The sequence below is a fragment of the Phenylobacterium sp. genome, from assembly GCF_041919955.1.
In the GTDB taxonomy this organism is placed as follows: Bacteria; Pseudomonadota; Alphaproteobacteria; order Caulobacterales; family Caulobacteraceae; genus Phenylobacterium.
Window position 1 is genome coordinate 53,773 of the sequence record NZ_JAYRSU010000007.1, and the last position, 15,318, is coordinate 69,090.

Consider the following 15,318-nt stretch of genomic DNA (forward strand, 5'->3'; position numbering starts at 1 on the left):
GAGGCCCTGGGGGTTGTCTAACACGGGGCGCCATCCCCGTGTCAGCGTCAGATGACGCCCTCGGTCACGGCGTGCAGGCGGGCATAGGCGCCCCCCTTGCTCACCAGCTCGGCGTGGCGTCCCTCCTCGACGATGCGGCCCTGATCGAAGACCAGGATGCGGTCCGCGCCGCGGATGGTCGAAAGCCGGTGGGCGATGACGATGGTTGTGCGGCCGACCATCAGCTCCTCCATGGCCGCCTGGACCTGGCGCTCGGTCTCCACGTCCAGCGACGAGGTGGCCTCGTCCAGCACCAGGATCGGCGCATCGGCCAGGAAGGCACGGGCGATGGCCACCCGTTGCCGCTCGCCGCCCGACAGCTTCACGCCCCGCTCACCGACCAGGGTCTGGTAGCCGCCGGGCAACCGCTCAATGAAGTCGTGTGCGCGGGCGCGGCGGGCCGCCAGCGCGATCTCCTTCTCCGTCGCCTGCGGCCGGGCGTAGGCGATGTTCTCGGCGATGGTCCGATGGAACAGCGCCGGGTCCTGCGGCACCACGGCGATGGCGCGGCGCAGGGCGCCCTGATCGACATGGGCGATGTCCTGCCCGTCGATCAGGATGCGGCCGTCCTGCAGGTCGTAGAGCCGTTGGATCAGCTTGACGAAGGTCGACTTGCCCGCCCCCGTCGGGCCGACCAGCGCGACCTTCTCGCCAGGCGCGACGCGCAGGGAGAAATCGCGATAGAGCGGCTCGTCGGCGGACTTGTATCGGAAGGTCGCCTTCTCGAAGACGATCTCGCCCAGCTGGCCGGCGAAGGCCGGGGCGTTGGGCGCGGTCTTCACCTGCGGCTCGGTCTGGGCGTAGCGGGCCACGTCCTCGACGTCGTCCAGGCCCTTCTGCATCATGCGGATGTTCTCGCCGATGTTGCGCAGATAGCCGCTCATCAGCATGAACGAGGTGATGGCGAAGGCGACGTCGCCGGCGCTCGCTTCCCCTCTCGCCCACAGCCGCAGCAGCAGGCCCGTCAGGCCGGCCTGGAGGCCGACCAGCAGCAGGTTGTGCCAGAGCCAGACGTTGATGAACCGCGTCCAGGTGGTCAGGGTCAGTCGCCGCCAGAGCGCGGTGATGCCGCCGATCCGCGCCTCTTCGCGCGCTTCGGCGCCGAAGGCCTTCACCGTCGGGTTGGACGAGAGCGAGTCGGCCAGGGCGCCGCCGATGCGGCTGTCGAGAGCGACCGACTTCAGGTTCGCCGGCCGCACGTACTTGGCGGTCAGGACGATGTTCGAGACAACATAGAGGATCACTACCGCCAGCGAGAACAGGCCGACGCTGGGCCAGCGGGCGATCATCACGCCCGAGAGGCCGAACAGGACCAGCATGGCCGGGCCGAGCCAGAGCACCACGGCGTCCGACACCATGTCGTAGCCCCACATGGCCCGGCTGAGCCGGCGCACGGTGGAGCCGGCGAAGGTGTCGGCGTGCCAGTCGGCGGAGAACGACTGGACACGCTGGAAGCCCTCGTCGGTCATCTCCTTCATGTTGGCCGCCGCCAGCGGGTTCCAGAACCGGAAGCTGACGTTGCGGATGATCGCGAAGGCCAGATAGACGCCCACGAACAGCCCCCACGCGCTCCAGGCCAGGTCCGCGCGCGCGGGGCCGGCCGCGACCGCATCGACCAGCTTGCCCGCGGCCCAGGGCAAGGCCAGATCGAAGCCGACCGACACCAGGGTCAGCACCACACAGGCGGTCAGCAGGATCGGCCGCCGCATCCAGAAGCGGGCGATGAAGCCCAGCACCTTCTTGTTGGAGAGGACCCGCTCCTTGGTGTCCTCAGTATCTTCGTAATGCTCGGTCACTGGGTCGTTCCTTCGGTGACGGCGTGCAGGCGCGCATAGGCGCCGCCCCGTTCGATCAGTTCGTTGTGCCGCCCCTCCTCGACGATCCGGCCGCGGTCGAAGACCAGGATCCGGTCCGCGCCGCGGATGGTCGAGAGGCGGTGGGCGATCACGATGGTGGTGCGGCCGACCATCAGCTCCTCCATGGCCGCCTGGACCTGACGCTCGGTCTCCACGTCCAGCGACGAGGTCGCCTCGTCCAGCACCAGGATCGGCGCATCGGCCAGGAAGGCCCGGGCGATGGCCACCCGCTGCCGCTCGCCGCCCGACAACTTCACGCCTCGCTCGCCGACGGGCGTGTCGTAACCCTTGGGCAGGCGATCGATGAAGTCATGCGCACGGGCGCGCCGGGCCGCCAACATCACCTCTTCCGGGGTCGCGTCAGGGCGGGCGTAGGCGATGTTCTCGGCGATCGAGCGGTGGAACAGGGCCGGGTCCTGCGGCACGACGGCGATGGCCTGGCGCAGGCTGGTCTGGGCGACCTTGGAGACATCCTGACCATCGATCAGGATGCGGCCCTCTTGCACGTCGTACAGGCGCTGAACCAGCTTGACGAAGGTCGACTTGCCCGAGCCGGTCGGCCCGACCAGGGCGATCCGCTCGCCGGGCGCCACCACCAGGGTGAAGCGCTCATAGAGCGGCCGCGGCTGGGTCTCGTAGCCGAAGGTGACGCGGTCGAAGACGATCTCGCCCAGCTCCCCGCGGAATGGCGCGGCGTTCGCCACGTCCTTCAGCTGCGGATCGGTACGCATGTACGTCGCCACATCCAGCATGTCGTCCAAGCCCTTCTGGAGCATCTGGGTGATCTCGCTGAAGTTGCGCATGTAGCCGGCCATGACGATGAACGAGGTGATCGCGAACGCCACGTCGCCAGGTGTGGCGCGGCCCTGCGACCAGGCATGGACCAGGAAGCCGGTCAGGCCCGCCTGCAGGATGATCAGCAGGACGTTCTGACCCAGGCCCACTACGTTGAAGCGGTCCCAGGTATTGTTGACCGCCCAGCGCCAGGCGTCGGCGGTCCTGGCGAACCGCGCCTCCTCCCGCGCTTCGGCGCCGAAGCTCTTCACGGTGGGGTTGGCCCCGATGGCGTCGGCCAGGGCTGCGCCGATCTCCGAATCGAGGGCGGTAGACTTGAGGTTCGCCGGCCGCACATAGCGGGTCGACATCAGGATATTGTACGCCGCGAAGGCCGCGATCACGACGGTCACGAACAGACCCGCCACCGGCCAGCGCAGGCCGATGGAGACCGCCAGCCCGCCCAGCACCAAGACGGTCGGGATCAGCATCCCGATGAGGGCGTCCGAGGCGCTGTCATAGCCCCACATGGCGCGGCTGACCCGGCGCACCGTGGCGCCGGCGAAGTTCGAGGCGTGCCAGTCGGCCGAGAACGCCTGGACCCGCGCGAAGCCCTGCTTGACCATCCGCGACATGATCCGGGCGTAGAAGCCGTTCATGACGCGGAACATGCTGGTCCGCGCCATGTAGAAGGTCAGGTACAGGCCCGACAGCGAGATCCAGGCGATCCAGGCGGCGCTTGTCACCTTCTCGGGAGCGGAGACAGCATTGATCAGCCCACTCGTGGCCCAGGGAATAGAGAGGTCGCAGACGGTAGCCAGGAGGCCCAGGCCGATGATCGCCGCGAACTTGCGCGGTTCGGCCATCCAGTGGCTCGCCATGAAGCCCAGCACCTGCATGTTGCTGAGACTTCGGGGACGGTTGTCGTCTTCGTCGTCGTAAAATTCGCTCATCGGACATTTCGCAAAATCGGTCCGGCCTGGAGCCGGAATGAACGGAAGATCGAGGATGGGCGCCGGGGTCCGTGGGGGAGCACGTTCCCCGGCGCCTCTGCCGCGCCCCTATTCGGGTCGCAGGGCCTCGAAGTTGAGGATTCGGCTGGACCGGCCCGGCCGTTTGCCCGCCTGGTGATCGGCGCCGACGGAGATCTGGACGAAGCCCGCCGCGGCGAGCGCCATCTCGAACTCCTTCAGGCCCCAGAGACGGAAGGCCATGACCTCCAGCTCGGACTCCACCAGGCGCCCTTCACGCCAGCGTTCGTAGCGGTCGTGAGTCACGCGCCGCTGGCGTAGAAGGTCGATCTCCACGGCCCGCCCCTCTATCCGTAGGAGATCGCCCGCAGGCGTCGTCCAGGTACGGATGTCCGGGCGCTCGTTGGCCAGGTAGCCCAGCGGCGGCAGGTCGATCATCAGCCGCCCGCCGGGCGCCAGATGATCGAAGAACCGCCGAAGGACCGCCAGCGCCTCGCCGAAGTCGTCGATCAGGCAGAAGGTCCCGACCGGCACGAGGACGGCCGCAAAGCTGCGGTCGTAGGCGAAGTCCTGGAACCTGGCCTGGCGGAGCACGGGCGAAAGGCCGCGTACGATGCAGTTGCGGGCGCAGGCGGCGAGCATGTCGGCCGAGCGGTCGAAGCCCTCCACCTCCAGTCCAGCCTCGAGAAGCGGGACGAGCAGGCGGCCGGTTCCCACGCCAGCCTCCAGGATCGGTCCGGAGACCATGGAGAGGCGGTCCAGATAGAAGTCCACGTCGGGCAGGCTGCCCGGCGGCTTGTCGAGGTCGTAGACCTCGGCGCACATCGCCCCATAACGATTGGGTTGCGGGGCGTTCGGCTGAGCCGGAACGGCTTCGGCGAATGTCATGTCGTCGTCTTTCGAGACGGACGGACTCCAGGCGCGTGGCGCAGAAAATCCGGGGTATCGAGGAGCGCCATGGACGCGCGGGATTCCGCGCGGTCAGGTTGGCGATGGCGGTGCAGATCGGCCCGGCTGGCGGGCGGCTCGCGACTTAGTCGCGGAACCTACCGGCGTAGGCGATCACGGCGACAAGCGGCATCTGCGGTCGATGATTGAATGCTGTCACGCTGATCACCTCCCTCGCAGATGGTTGTGGGCCGAAACGACGACGAACGCGAACTTGGGCGCATGAAATCGCCCTGTCAATGCCATGGACCGACGTTATTCAACGCGCACCGCCTGGTTGCAGAGCAGGAGTGGCCGCAACGCCACAGGCGGAGTAAAGCCAGGACCATGACCGCCCAGCTCCCCGACGCGGCCCCCAGCAACTGGGTGGACCGCCATGCGCCGCCCGCTATGCAGCCGTGGCTGAAGCTTGGCCGGTTCGACCGGCCCGCCGGCATCTGGCTGCTGATGCTGCCCGGCTGGCAGGGCGCAGCCCTGGCCGCGGCGACGGTCGGCGTCCTGCCCGATCCGTGGCTGCTGGCCAAGATCCTGGTGGGGGCGGCGCTGATGCGGGCGGCCGGCTGCGCCTTCAATGACGTGGTCGACCGCGATATCGACGCAAAGGTCGCCCGCACCGCCATGCGCCCAGTGGCCAGCGGCCAGATCAGCCTCAAACAGGCGTTCGCCTTCATGGCTATCTGCAGCCTCATCTCGCTGGCGATCCTGGTGACCATGGGACCGCTGGCCATCGGCCTGGGCGTCGCCTCGCTGGGCCTGGTTGCGGCCTACCCGTTCATGAAGCGGATCACCTGGTGGCCGCAGGCCTGGCTGGGCCTCACCTTCAACTGGGGCGCGCTGCTGGCCTATGCGGCGGCAACCGGGCGGATCGACCTGCCGGCGGTCCTGCTCTACGCCAGCGGCATATTCTGGACCCTGGGCTACGACACGATTTACGCGATCCAGGACCTGGAAGACGACGCCCTGGCCGGGGTCAAGTCGTCGACCCGGCGGCTGGGCGCCGGCGTGCAGAAGGGCGTGCTGGCGTTCTACGTGCTGTGCTTCGCGCTCGCGCTCGCTACGGCGTGGTTCGCCAAGCTGGGGCCGCTGTTCCTGCCGCTGGCCGCGCTCTATGGCATGCACCTGTCGCGCCAAGCGGCGCGCACCGACATCCACGACGGCCCGCTGGCCCTGGCGCTGTTCAAGTCCAACAGCCTGGCGGGGCTGCTGCTGTTCCTGGCCCTGGCGGCCGGGATGTGGAAGGGGACCGGCGCGGGTCTCTGACCCGCCCCCGACGCGCATGAGCTAGCCGCAGGCGGCCTTGCCGGCCTGGACCGCGAGCTGCTCTTCCAGACGGGCGCTGGCGTTGTGCAGTTCGGCGATGGCCTGGTCGATCTCCTGGCGCTGGGCCTCGAAGGCTGCGATCCGCTCGCGGTACTTGCGCAGGGCGTGAGTGTTCTGCGCCACCAGGCCGTCGTCGCGGTCGTAAAGATCGAAGATGTCGCGGATCTCCGCCAGCGACAGGCCGACCCGCTTGCCGCGCAGCACCAGCACGAGCCGAGCCCGGTCCCGATACGAATAGACCCGCGCCTGGCCGTCGCGCGCCGGCGACAGCAGCCCCTGCTCCTCGTAATAGCGGAGCGCGCGCGGCGTCGTGGAGAACTCGCGGCAGAGCTGGGTGATGGTGAAAGTGCTCGCCGGACGGCGAAGCCGTTGAAGCATCGTTTCCTCCCGAGTGTCCCGGCGGGCGTCTGTTTCCGCGCCCGTCACCCTGCAACCCAACGCCTGCCTTACGTGCGCGTCAAGTATGACGTGGGGTCAGCCTTGTGGCCTGGCGGCGCCCGGGAAAGGATGACGAAAACGAGGGAGGACGCCGTGGCGGGAGACCTGGATTTCAGCGGCGCGACCGTGCTGGTCGTCGGCGGCTCCAGCGGGATCGGCAATGGGATCGCGCATGGCTTCAAGGACCGCGGCGCGCAGGTCCATGTGTGGGGCACACGGAGCGATCCGGCCGACTACGACCCCGCCGAAGGCTCCGACCTGGCCGGCCTCGTTTACGCGAAAGTGAACGTCGCCGAGCGCGGCGAGATCGAGACCCACGTCCCGCCGTTCGAGCGCCTGGACGTGCTGGTGCTCTGCCAGGGCACGGTAGTCTACAAGCGCGGCGAGTTCGCGCCGCAGGGCTGGGACCACGTCATGGCCGTCAACCTCGACAGCCTGATGGCCTGCGCGGCGAAGTTCCACGACATGCTGGCCGCCGCGAAAGGCTCCATCGTCATCGTCAGCTCGGTCTCGGGCTTCCAGGCCAATCGCGGCAACCCGGCCTACGCCGCCTCCAAGGCCGGGGCGGTCAGCCTGACCAAGACCCTGGGCCAGGCCTGGGCCGGGGATGGAATTCGGGTCAACGGCCTGGCGCCCGGCCTGGTCGACACCAAGCTGACCAAGGTCACCACTGAGCATCCTGATCGCCTGCGCGGCGCGATGGCGCGCATTCCGATGGGACGGCTCGGCCAGCCCGCCGACATGGCCGGGGCGGCGCTGTTCCTGGCCTCGCCGCTCGCCGCCTATGTGGCGGGCCAGACCCTGATCGTCGACGGGGGCCTCAGCCTATGAGCCGTTTCAGCCGATCCCTGAAGGGAACCCGCGCGCTGATCACCGGGGCCGCCTCCGGCATGGGGCTGGCGACCGCACGGGCCTTCGCCGAGGAAGGCGCGCATGTCGCCCTGACCGACCATCTGTTCGAACCGGCGGAGTCGGCGGCTGCCGCGTTGCGCGAACAGGGCCTGTCGGCGCATGCCTGGAAGCTCGACGTCTCCGATCCTGTCGAGATCGCCGCCACGGTCGCACAGATCGGCCAAGCGCTGGGCGGGCTCGACGCGGTGGTCAACAACGCCGGAATCTCGGCGTTCTCGCCGATCGACGGCGACAGCTACGACGCGGTTTGGGACCGCTCGCTGGCGATCCTGCTGAGCGCGCATCAGCGGGTGATCCGTGCGGCCCTGCCTTTCCTGCGCGCGTCGGCCGCGCCGCGCATCGTCAACATCGCCTCGACCGAGGCTCTCGGCGCGACGGCGATGGACAGTCCCTATGCGGCTGCGAAGGCCGGGGTCACCGGCCTGACCCGCGCCCTGGCTGTCGAACTCGGCCGCGAGGGGATCACCGTCAACTGCATCTGCCCCGGCCCGATCGCCACCGGCATGACCGCGGCGATCCCCAACGACCAGAAGGCGGTGTTCGCCAAGCGCCGCACCGCCCTGCTCCGCTACGGCGAGCCGGAAGAGGTGGCGCACATGACGCTGAGCCTGTGCCTGCCGGCCGCGTCCTACATCACCGGCGCGACCATTCCCGTCGATGGAGGGCTGATGGCGCGCAACGCCTGATCCGTTGACGAGCATATTTGTACGCTATACAAATAGCACATGACCAACGTGCGTTCCTTGGCTGACGCGCGCCCAGCGCGGGAACCGGGCCGGCGGATGCGCTCGCGGCTGCTCGACGCGGCGGTGGAACTGTTCAGGGACAAGGGGCCGGCGGGCGTCTCGGTGGCCGACATCGCCGCGGCGGCCGGCGCCTTTCCCAGCCAGATCACCTATTACTTCCGCACCAAGGAGGCGCTGTTCGTCGAGGCCGCGTGCCGCGAGGTGCTCTATGTCGCCCGCAGGGCCGAGGAAGCCGCCGCCGGCGCGGCCAGCGGCGCCGACTACAACCGCCGCCTGGTCGAGGCGGTGGTGGGCGCGCCGGGCCTGGCGCTGTTCGTCGAGGCCCTGTCGCTGACCCGGCGCCGCCAGGATCTGACGCCGCTGATCGAGCGCACCTTCGAGCGGCTGCACTCGCAGGGCGACCGCGCCTATGGCGAGATCCGCGCCGCCCGCGGCTGGACCGGCCAGGCCGACACCGCCACCACCGCCCGCCGGTTCTGGACGCTCGCTCTGGGCCTGGCCCTGCGCGAAGGCGCCACTGGCGCGACGACCGCCGAGGAGGTCGAGGAGATGCTCCTGCTGCTGCAGTACGAGGGGAACGCCTGATGGCCGCCGCCGCCCGCCTGGACCCGAAGGACTTCTTCACCGCCGAGGAATGGGCGCCGATCTCGGCCCGCTCATGGTGGAAGGGGCCCGCCATGATCGCGCACGCGTGGGCGCTGATCGTCGCGGCCGGGGCCATGGTCGTAATCTGGCCGCTGACCCTGCCGCTGGCGGTGATGATCATCGGCACGCGCCAGCTCGGCCTCGCCATCCTGATGCACGACGCCGCCCATGGCGCGCTGCATGGGAACCTGAAGCTCAACGACTTCATGGGCGAGTGGCTGACGCCCGGCGGCCTGCACCGCTACCGACCCTATCACCTCACGCACCACCGCTTCGCCCAGCAGGTCGAGGATCCGGATCTTGTGCTGTCGGCCCCCTTCCCGATCACGCGGCTGTCGCTGCGCCGCAAGATCATGCGCGACCTGACCGGCCAGACCTTCTTCAAGCAGCGCTTCGGCATGTTCGTCGCCCGTCTGAAGGCCCGCAAGCAAGGCGAGCCGCTGGCGCCAATCATCCTCCAGGAGATCAAGGACAAGCGCCGCTGGCTGGCCTTCGGCGCGGTCGTGACGGCCGCCGGCGCGCCGTTCGGCCTATGGTGGATCTGGCCGGTGCTGTGGGTGCTGCCTCAAGCGACCTGGCTGCCGCTGGTCACCCGCCTGCGCAACATCGCCGAGCACGCCTGCATCGACGTGAACGAGCCCGACCCGATGCGTCAGGCGCGCACCACCAAGGCCAGCTTCGTCGAACGCCTGCTGATCGCGCCCTACTACGTGAACTATCACTGCGAGCATCACATGTTCATGCATGTGCCTTGCTACAACCTACCCCGCGCCCACCGTTTGCTGGCGGCCAAGGGCGTGACGGAGCGGATGCTGATCGAGCCGGGCGGCTATCGCCGCGTGCTGGCCCTGGCCTCCTCCAAGGCTTAGCCCACGCGCTTGCTCAGAGACCGGACCTGCAGCCCCAGCATCAGCATCGCTGCGCCGAACACGATCGCATAGATCCCGAGCCACCAGGTCAGCACCACCGCTCCGATCAGCGGCGAGAGCAGCAGCGCCAGGCCGAACAGCAGCGAGATCAGGGCCGAGGCGATCAGCCATCCGCGCCCGCCGACTGGCTCGCGCCGCAAGGCGACCGCCAGCTTCACCACGCCGGCGAACAGCGACCACGCCGCCAGGATCACTGCGAAGGTCGCCATGCCCAGGCCAGGATAGACGAAGATCGCCACGCTGGCGGCGACGGCGGCCAGACCCTCCAGCGCGACCATGCCCCACGCATGTCGCTGGCGCGCGGCCTTGAAGGCGCTGACGATCGCCAGGAAGCCGTCGGCCATCAAATAGATCGATAGGACGATGACCAGCGACAGCGCCGTCGCCACCGGCGAGAACGCCGCGAGCAGGCCGAACCCGATTCCCGCCAGGCCGCGCAGCACGATCGCCTGCCAGGCCACGCCGGCGACCCGGGCGGCCAGCAGCGGGTTCGGCGCTCTCAATCCCTGGTCGACGCTCATCTGCGGACTCCCGTTTTCGACCTAATGGCTGCATCGCGCCCATGGTTCCGCTTCGCCGGTCGGAGGGTCGTGATATGGAGGGCCCGTGATCACCCAGTCCCTGGAAGGCCGCCGCGCCTTCATCCTTGAAAACACCCGCGTCCAGGCCCCGCCGCATACGCCGGAGCTGTCGCTGCACCTGGCCGACGAGGTCACGCCGATCTGGCGGCTGACCGAGGAAGCCCTGGCCGAGATCGGCCTGCCGCCGCCGTTCTGGGCCTTCGCCTGGGCCGGCGGGCAGGCGTTGGCCCGCTATATTCTCGACCATCCGCAGGAGGTGGCCGGCAAGCGCGTGGTCGACTTCGCCTCGGGCTCCGGCATTGTCGGCATCGCGGCGATGAAGGCCGGGGCCGGCCACGTGTTGGCCGCTGACATCGATCCGTTCTGCGGCGCGGCCCTCGACGTCAACGCCGCGGCCAACGCCGTGCGCGTCGACTATACTGACCAGAACCTGCTGGACGCCCCGCCGCCGGACGTCGAGGTCATCCTGGCCGGCGACATCTGCTACGAGAAGCCGCTCGCCGCCCAGGTGATGGACTGGCTGGCGGCCGCCCATGTGCGTGGGGCCCGCGTGCTGATCGGCGATCCGGGCCGCAGCTACTTCCCGCGCGTCGGGCTTGAGAAGCTGGCCGAGTACGAGGTCCAGACCACCCGCGAACTCGAAGACCGCGAGGTCAAGAAGACCGCCGTCTGGACGCTGCCCGCCTGAGCCGCTAGAAGCGACGGAACATATTGAGAACAACTCGGAGGCCGAAATGCGCGAAGACGGCAAGATCGACTATGTGGAACTGCCCGGCGGCGACCTGATCGCCACCAAGCGCTTTTATGAGACGGCCTTCGGCTGGACCTTCACGGACTACGGCCCCAGCTACAGCGCCTTCGCCGAGGGGCTGGACGGCGGCTTCGACGGGGACGCCGCGGCCCAGACGGAAAAGCCGCTGGTCGTGCTGTACGCCCACGACCTGGAAGCCATGGCCGCCAAGGTGCAGGCCGGCGGCGGTGTCATCGTCAAGCCGATCTTCAGCTTCCCCGGCGGCCGCCGCTTCCACTTCCGCGACCCGTCCGGCAACGAGCTGGCGGTTTGGTCGGAGAGCTGACCTAGCTAGGGAGCGCGCTTCCACATATCGACATCCGAAGTCGATTGCCGAATTCCTGCCTCAGTAAGCAATCGCTTCAGCACCGGCGATCGCCCGCGATAGCTTTCCTCCCCGACTATCTTGCCATCTCGGTAAAATCGCACCCTGCCGCACTCATCACAAACCACGTAGTCGAAGACATGGTCATCGGCGACGACCCGAAGGGCCTGACGAGGGTTGAAACAGGCGGCGATCCAGTCGCTCGGCTCTAGCTCACCAAGGATTGCATTCGACGCGCGCACGGTTGCCGCCGCTTTCAACCTCACGGACCCGAGTACATCGTAACTATGCAGTCTTGGAGCACCGCTCTGCGCCTCTGGGACCGGCTCTAGGGAGTAGAGCGTCGCGGCGCGCGCGCTCTTCAGCACGACGAACGCACGCCGGACGGCCGCATCGTCATCTGTACCGGGCGATTGAACCAAGCCGCAGGCAGAAAGCCAAAGGGCGGCCAACAGGACCGTCAACACGCGGTCGATCGCCATCCAAAACTCCCTGATCCAGCCCCAGGACTATACCAGTCGTCGCCGAACCGTCACGCTAGGCCGCTATTGTCCGCAGCCGGACGAAAGGGTTTGGGCGATGGGCAAGAGCTGCGGCGAGTGCGGGATGTGCTGCAAGCTGCTGGCGATCCAGGCCCTGGACAAGCCGGCCGGCGCCTGGTGCGGCCACTTCAAGCGCGCCGCGGGCTGCGGCGTCTACGCCGACCGTCCGCCGGCCTGCCGCGGCTTCATCTGCCTGTGGCTGGACAGCGAAAAGCTGGACGACGCCTGGCGGCCCGACCGCGCCAAGTTCCTGATGTACACCGAGAAGGACGGCCAGCGTCTCAATGTCATCGTCGATCCCGCCCAGCCGGGCGCCTGGAAGCGCGAGCCCTACTATCGGCGGATCAAGGCGATGTCGCAGCGGGCGGTCGAGGGCTACGAGCTGGTGGTCTGCATCGGCGACCGCCGGATCGTGGTCTTCCCGCACGAGGATGTGGACCTGGGCCTGGTCAATCCCGAGCACAAGCTGGTCAGCGGCTATGCGCAGAAGAACGGGACCATGGTCCCCTACGCGATGATCCTCAGCGACGTGGCCCCTCAGGCCAGCTGAGCGAGCATCGAGGGATCGCAGGCCGCCGCCAGCATAACGCCCGCACGCGCCTGCGCCAGGGACGCGAGGCTCGCGCCCGGCTTGGGTTCGTGCAGGGTCATGGCGTAGCAAGCCTGGGCCGGACGGCTCATGGCTCCAAGCAGGCCGATGACGTCCTGCTCCAGCATCCAGGTTTCGGCGGCGAGTTCGTCCGCCGACGGCTGGACGCTCATCTGACCGATCGCGAGGGAGGCGATCACGGCCAGCGACACCGCCACGGCGTCGATCGTTCGCATGTCTAGTATCCCCTGGCGCGCCATATAGCCGAGGCGCCGCCCCAGGGCAACGCCACAACCTTGGCGGGCGATTGCGCCACGCCACAACATCGCGCGCCGCAGAAAGGATATTGCGCTTCGACCCAGCGGCGAGGCGGACGATTGACGCGCTTGCGCCGCGGCGCAAGGTCTACATCGGAACCAATCTGGAGACTGCTCATGACCTCGGAGGAAGCTCGCGAGATCATCTTCGGCTTTCCCGGTGTCGAGGAAGGCGCCTCGTACGGTCACCCGTCCTTCAAGGTGAACGGCAAGTTCTTCACGCGACTACGCGCAGAAGACGCCAGCCTGGTGCTGTTGGACATCGACCTCGACGAGCGGGAGATGTTGATGGAGGCGGAGCCGGCGACCTTCCACATCACGCCGCACTACAAGAACTATCCGAGCGTTCTGGCGCGGATCGAGACGGTCCATCCCGGCTCGCTGCGGAGCTTCCTCGAGCGCCGCTGGCGGAAGATTGCGCCCAAGGCCGCCGTCAAGGCGTTCGACGCAGCCCGGCCCGCGCAGATGTCTTGAAACGGAGATGGCGCGCAGTTGCGCCGAAGGTCATGGTCGCGCGTTCGATTCGGCATGAGGCTTGAGAGAACCCAGGAGATCGCCATGACCGTCGCCCCGAAGCCGCTCGCCCTCTTCGAGTTCGAGGAAACGGACGAGGCCTATCTGCTCACGGTCGCTGCGGAAGGCGGCGAGCCGCTGGTGCTGGAAGTCACCCCCGACCAGATGGACGCGATCATCGACGCCCTGAACGAGGTTCTCGGCGGCGACGAGGACATCGACGACGAGGACTAGAACTCGTCTTCCATCGCCGAGCGAAAGTTCTCGAAGATCTCGGCCGCCCGTTCCTCGGACGCGGGCTCCGGCTCGGCCTTCGCCGCGGGCGCCTGCGCGCCGATGATGCGGCCGGCCACCACGCCGCCCTGCACCAGCAGCAGTTCCTCGCCCGCCGCCAGGCCGGCGAGCAGCTGGGCGATGCGGGGCGGCAGGTCGTCGAGGTCGAGGCGCTTCATGATGGCGGGATTTTACCGCCCCCCCGCAGGTGACACCAGCGCAAGCCGGCCCTAGACCAAGCGCTCTAGAACTGTGGAGCGCGCATGGCCTATCGGTCGCTGAGGGATTTCATCGCCAAGCTGGAGGCCGCCGGCGAACTGCTGCGGGTGAGCGAGCCCGTGTCGAGCGTGCTGGAGATGACCGAGATCCAGCGTCGGTTGCTCGCCAAGGGCGGCCCCGCCGTGCTGTTCGAGAACGTGATCCGCGCCGACGGCGAGCGCTCGTCCATGCCGTGCCTGGTCAATCTGTTCGGCACGGTGAAGCGGGTGGCGATGGGGGTGACCCTGGAGGGCCAGGAGCGGACGACGGCCGCCGAAATGCGCGAGGTCGGCGAACTGCTGGCCTTTCTGCGCAGCCCCGAGCCGCCGCGCGGCCTGAAGGACGCCTTCGACATGCTGCCGCTGGCCAAGACGGTCATGTCGATGCGGCCGGCGACTGTGAAGAAGGCGCCGGTGCAGGAGGTGGTCTGGACCGGCGACGAGATCGACCTGGCCAAGCTCCCGATCCAGACCTGCTGGCCGGGCGAGCCCGCGCCGCTGATCACCTGGCCGCTGGTCGTCACCAAGGGCCCTTCGGACGAGCGGGAGGACGACTACAATCTCGGCATCTACCGCATGCAGATGCTGGGTAGGGACAAGACCATCATGCGCTGGCTGGCGCATCGCGGCGGCGCCATGCACCACCGCCGCTGGAAGGCGGCCGGCAAACCAGACGCCCTGCCCGCCTGCGCGGTGATCGGCGCCGATCCGGGCACCATTCTGGCGGCCGTGACGCCGGTGCCGGAGACGCTGTCGGAGTACCAGTTCGCCGGCCTGATGCGCGGGGCCAAGGTCGATCTGGTTCCAGCCAAGACCGTGCCGCTATTGGTGCCGGCCCAGGCCGAGATCGTCATCGAAGGCCACGTCATGCTGGACGAGTACGCCGACGAAGGCCCCTACGGCGACCACACCGGCTACTACAACTCGGTCGAGCAGTTCCCGGTGTTCAAGGTCAGCGCCATCACCATGCGCAGGGACCCGATCTACCTGACCACCTTCACCGGCCGTCCGCCGGACGAGCCGAGCGTGTTGGGCGAGGCGCTGAACGAGGTGTTCATTCCGCTGATCCGCCAACAATTCCCAGAGATCGTCGACTTCTGGCTGCCGCCCGAGGGCTGCTCGTACCGGATCGCGGTGGTCTCGATGAAGAAGGCCTATCCCGGCCACGCCAAGCGCGTGATGATGGGCGTCTGGAGCTATCTGCGGCAGTTCATGTACACCAAGTGGGTGATCGTCGTGGACGACGACATCGACGCTCGCGACTGGAAAGACGTCATGTGGGCGCTGTCGACCCGCATGGATCCCGCCCGCGACATCACCCTCGTCGAGGGCACGCCCATCGATTATCTCGACTTCGCCTCGCCCGAGAGCGGGCTGGGCTCGAAGATCGGTCTGGACGCCACCAACAAGTGGCCGCCCGAGACCAAGCGCGAATGGGGCGAGAAACTGGGCATGGACGAGGCGACGGTGTCCGCGGTCACGGAAAAGTGGTCACGCCTGGGTCTGCCGGGAGACGGCGAGCCGGTGTAGCTCCGCCGGCGGGGGCGACGAGG

19 protein-coding genes are annotated in these 15,318 nt (G+C 68.2%); 11 read left to right on the forward strand and 8 right to left on the reverse strand.

Annotated features, from left to right (window positions below; all coding sequences use genetic code 11):
• Positions 1-47 precede the first annotated feature (47 nt).
• The 3 genes from ACE3T2_RS08165 to ACE3T2_RS08175 form a co-directional block, all read right to left on the reverse strand.
• Complete coding sequence (locus ACE3T2_RS08165) at positions 48-1,835, reverse strand: ABC transporter ATP-binding protein (RefSeq protein ID WP_374656567.1); 1,788 nt, start codon at positions 1,833-1,835, stop codon at positions 48-50.
• Positions 1,832-3,622, reverse strand: a complete 1,791-nt coding sequence (locus ACE3T2_RS08170) for an ABC transporter ATP-binding protein (RefSeq protein WP_374656569.1) — start codon at positions 3,620-3,622, stop codon at positions 1,832-1,834. The genes ACE3T2_RS08165 and ACE3T2_RS08170 overlap by 4 nt, the downstream gene beginning before the upstream one ends.
• Before the next feature lie 108 nt (positions 3,623-3,730).
• Positions 3,731-4,528 (reverse strand): class I SAM-dependent methyltransferase, encoded by a 798-nt coding sequence (locus ACE3T2_RS08175; RefSeq protein WP_374656571.1) that lies wholly within the window; start codon positions 4,526-4,528, stop codon positions 3,731-3,733.
• A gap of 387 nt (positions 4,529-4,915) precedes the next feature.
• Between ACE3T2_RS08175 and ubiA the strand changes: the two genes are divergently transcribed.
• The gene (gene ubiA / locus ACE3T2_RS08180; RefSeq protein WP_374656573.1) at positions 4,916-5,848 is read left to right on the forward strand and encodes a 4-hydroxybenzoate octaprenyltransferase; all 933 of its coding nucleotides are present in this window, start codon (positions 4,916-4,918) and stop codon (positions 5,846-5,848) included.
• A gap of 21 nt (positions 5,849-5,869) precedes the next feature.
• Here the strand turns inward: ubiA and ACE3T2_RS08185 are convergent, their stop codons facing one another.
• Positions 5,870-6,286, reverse strand: coding sequence for a MerR family DNA-binding transcriptional regulator (locus tag ACE3T2_RS08185; RefSeq protein ID WP_374656575.1), 417 nt, complete (start codon positions 6,284-6,286; stop codon positions 5,870-5,872).
• 153 nt (positions 6,287-6,439) lie between these two features.
• Here ACE3T2_RS08185 and ACE3T2_RS08190 point away from each other — a divergent pair, with 153 nt between their 5' ends.
• Genes ACE3T2_RS08190 through ACE3T2_RS08205 form a run of 4 tightly spaced genes read left to right on the forward strand, consistent with a single transcriptional unit; the run spans position 6,440 to position 9,518 of the window.
• Positions 6,440-7,177, forward strand: coding sequence for an SDR family NAD(P)-dependent oxidoreductase (locus tag ACE3T2_RS08190; protein ID WP_374656577.1), 738 nt, complete (start codon positions 6,440-6,442; stop codon positions 7,175-7,177).
• Positions 7,174-7,944, forward strand: coding sequence for an SDR family NAD(P)-dependent oxidoreductase (locus ACE3T2_RS08195; protein WP_374656579.1), 771 nt, complete (start codon positions 7,174-7,176; stop codon positions 7,942-7,944). The genes ACE3T2_RS08190 and ACE3T2_RS08195 overlap by 4 nt, the downstream gene beginning before the upstream one ends.
• Positions 7,945-7,983: 39 nt before the next feature.
• Positions 7,984-8,589 (forward strand): TetR/AcrR family transcriptional regulator C-terminal domain-containing protein, encoded by a 606-nt coding sequence (locus tag ACE3T2_RS08200; RefSeq protein ID WP_374656581.1) that lies wholly within the window; start codon positions 7,984-7,986, stop codon positions 8,587-8,589.
• Positions 8,589-9,518: a fatty acid desaturase family protein gene (locus tag ACE3T2_RS08205; protein WP_374656583.1), complete on the forward strand. Its 930-nt coding sequence runs from the start codon at positions 8,589-8,591 to the stop codon at positions 9,516-9,518. Before ACE3T2_RS08200 ends, ACE3T2_RS08205 begins: the two co-directional genes overlap by 1 nt.
• On the opposite strand, the gene ACE3T2_RS08210 is transcribed toward ACE3T2_RS08205, so the two are convergent.
• Positions 9,515-10,099, reverse strand: a complete 585-nt coding sequence (locus ACE3T2_RS08210; protein WP_374656585.1) for an HdeD family acid-resistance protein — start codon at positions 10,097-10,099, stop codon at positions 9,515-9,517. The genes ACE3T2_RS08205 and ACE3T2_RS08210 overlap by 4 nt on opposite strands.
• 85 nt (positions 10,100-10,184) lie before the next feature.
• On the opposite strand from ACE3T2_RS08210, the gene ACE3T2_RS08215 reads away from it, so the two are divergent.
• Positions 10,185-10,847 carry a methyltransferase gene (locus tag ACE3T2_RS08215; RefSeq protein WP_374656587.1) on the forward strand — a complete coding sequence of 221 codons (663 nt, stop codon included), beginning with the start codon at positions 10,185-10,187 and terminating at the stop codon, positions 10,845-10,847.
• Positions 10,848-10,893: 46 nt separating this feature from the next.
• A complete protein-coding gene (locus tag ACE3T2_RS08220) occupies positions 10,894-11,235 on the forward strand; it encodes a VOC family protein (protein WP_374656589.1) in 342 nt (113 codons plus the stop codon).
• Positions 11,236-11,240: 5 nt separating this feature from the next.
• Here the strand turns inward: ACE3T2_RS08220 and ACE3T2_RS08225 are convergent, their stop codons facing one another.
• Positions 11,241-11,756 carry a hypothetical protein gene (locus ACE3T2_RS08225; protein WP_374656591.1) on the reverse strand — a complete coding sequence of 172 codons (516 nt, stop codon included), beginning with the start codon at positions 11,754-11,756 and terminating at the stop codon, positions 11,241-11,243.
• Positions 11,757-11,853: 97 nt separating this feature from the next.
• On the opposite strand from ACE3T2_RS08225, the gene ACE3T2_RS08230 reads away from it, so the two are divergent.
• Positions 11,854-12,366, forward strand: coding sequence for a YkgJ family cysteine cluster protein (locus tag ACE3T2_RS08230; protein WP_374656593.1), 513 nt, complete (start codon positions 11,854-11,856; stop codon positions 12,364-12,366).
• On the opposite strand, the gene ACE3T2_RS08235 is transcribed toward ACE3T2_RS08230, so the two are convergent.
• Positions 12,354-12,641, reverse strand: coding sequence for a hypothetical protein (locus ACE3T2_RS08235; protein WP_374656595.1), 288 nt, complete (start codon positions 12,639-12,641; stop codon positions 12,354-12,356). The two genes, ACE3T2_RS08230 and ACE3T2_RS08235, sit on opposite strands and share 13 nt — an antisense overlap.
• A 198-nt stretch (positions 12,642-12,839) precedes the next feature.
• On the opposite strand from ACE3T2_RS08235, the gene ACE3T2_RS08240 reads away from it, so the two are divergent.
• Together ACE3T2_RS08240 and ACE3T2_RS08245 are read left to right on the forward strand one after the other, a co-directional pair.
• Positions 12,840-13,196: an MmcQ/YjbR family DNA-binding protein gene (locus ACE3T2_RS08240; protein ID WP_374656597.1), complete on the forward strand. Its 357-nt coding sequence runs from the start codon at positions 12,840-12,842 to the stop codon at positions 13,194-13,196.
• A gap of 84 nt (positions 13,197-13,280) precedes the next feature.
• Positions 13,281-13,469, forward strand: coding sequence for a hypothetical protein (locus ACE3T2_RS08245; RefSeq protein WP_374656599.1), 189 nt, complete (start codon positions 13,281-13,283; stop codon positions 13,467-13,469).
• On the opposite strand, the gene ACE3T2_RS08250 is transcribed toward ACE3T2_RS08245, so the two are convergent.
• Positions 13,466-13,687: a hypothetical protein gene (locus ACE3T2_RS08250; protein ID WP_374656601.1), complete on the reverse strand. Its 222-nt coding sequence runs from the start codon at positions 13,685-13,687 to the stop codon at positions 13,466-13,468. The genes ACE3T2_RS08245 and ACE3T2_RS08250 overlap by 4 nt on opposite strands.
• 84 nt (positions 13,688-13,771) lie before the next feature.
• Here ACE3T2_RS08250 and ACE3T2_RS08255 point away from each other — a divergent pair, with 84 nt between their 5' ends.
• The gene (locus ACE3T2_RS08255; protein ID WP_374656603.1) at positions 13,772-15,295 is read left to right on the forward strand and encodes a UbiD family decarboxylase; all 1,524 of its coding nucleotides are present in this window, start codon (positions 13,772-13,774) and stop codon (positions 15,293-15,295) included.
• Positions 15,296-15,318 lie beyond the last annotated feature (23 nt).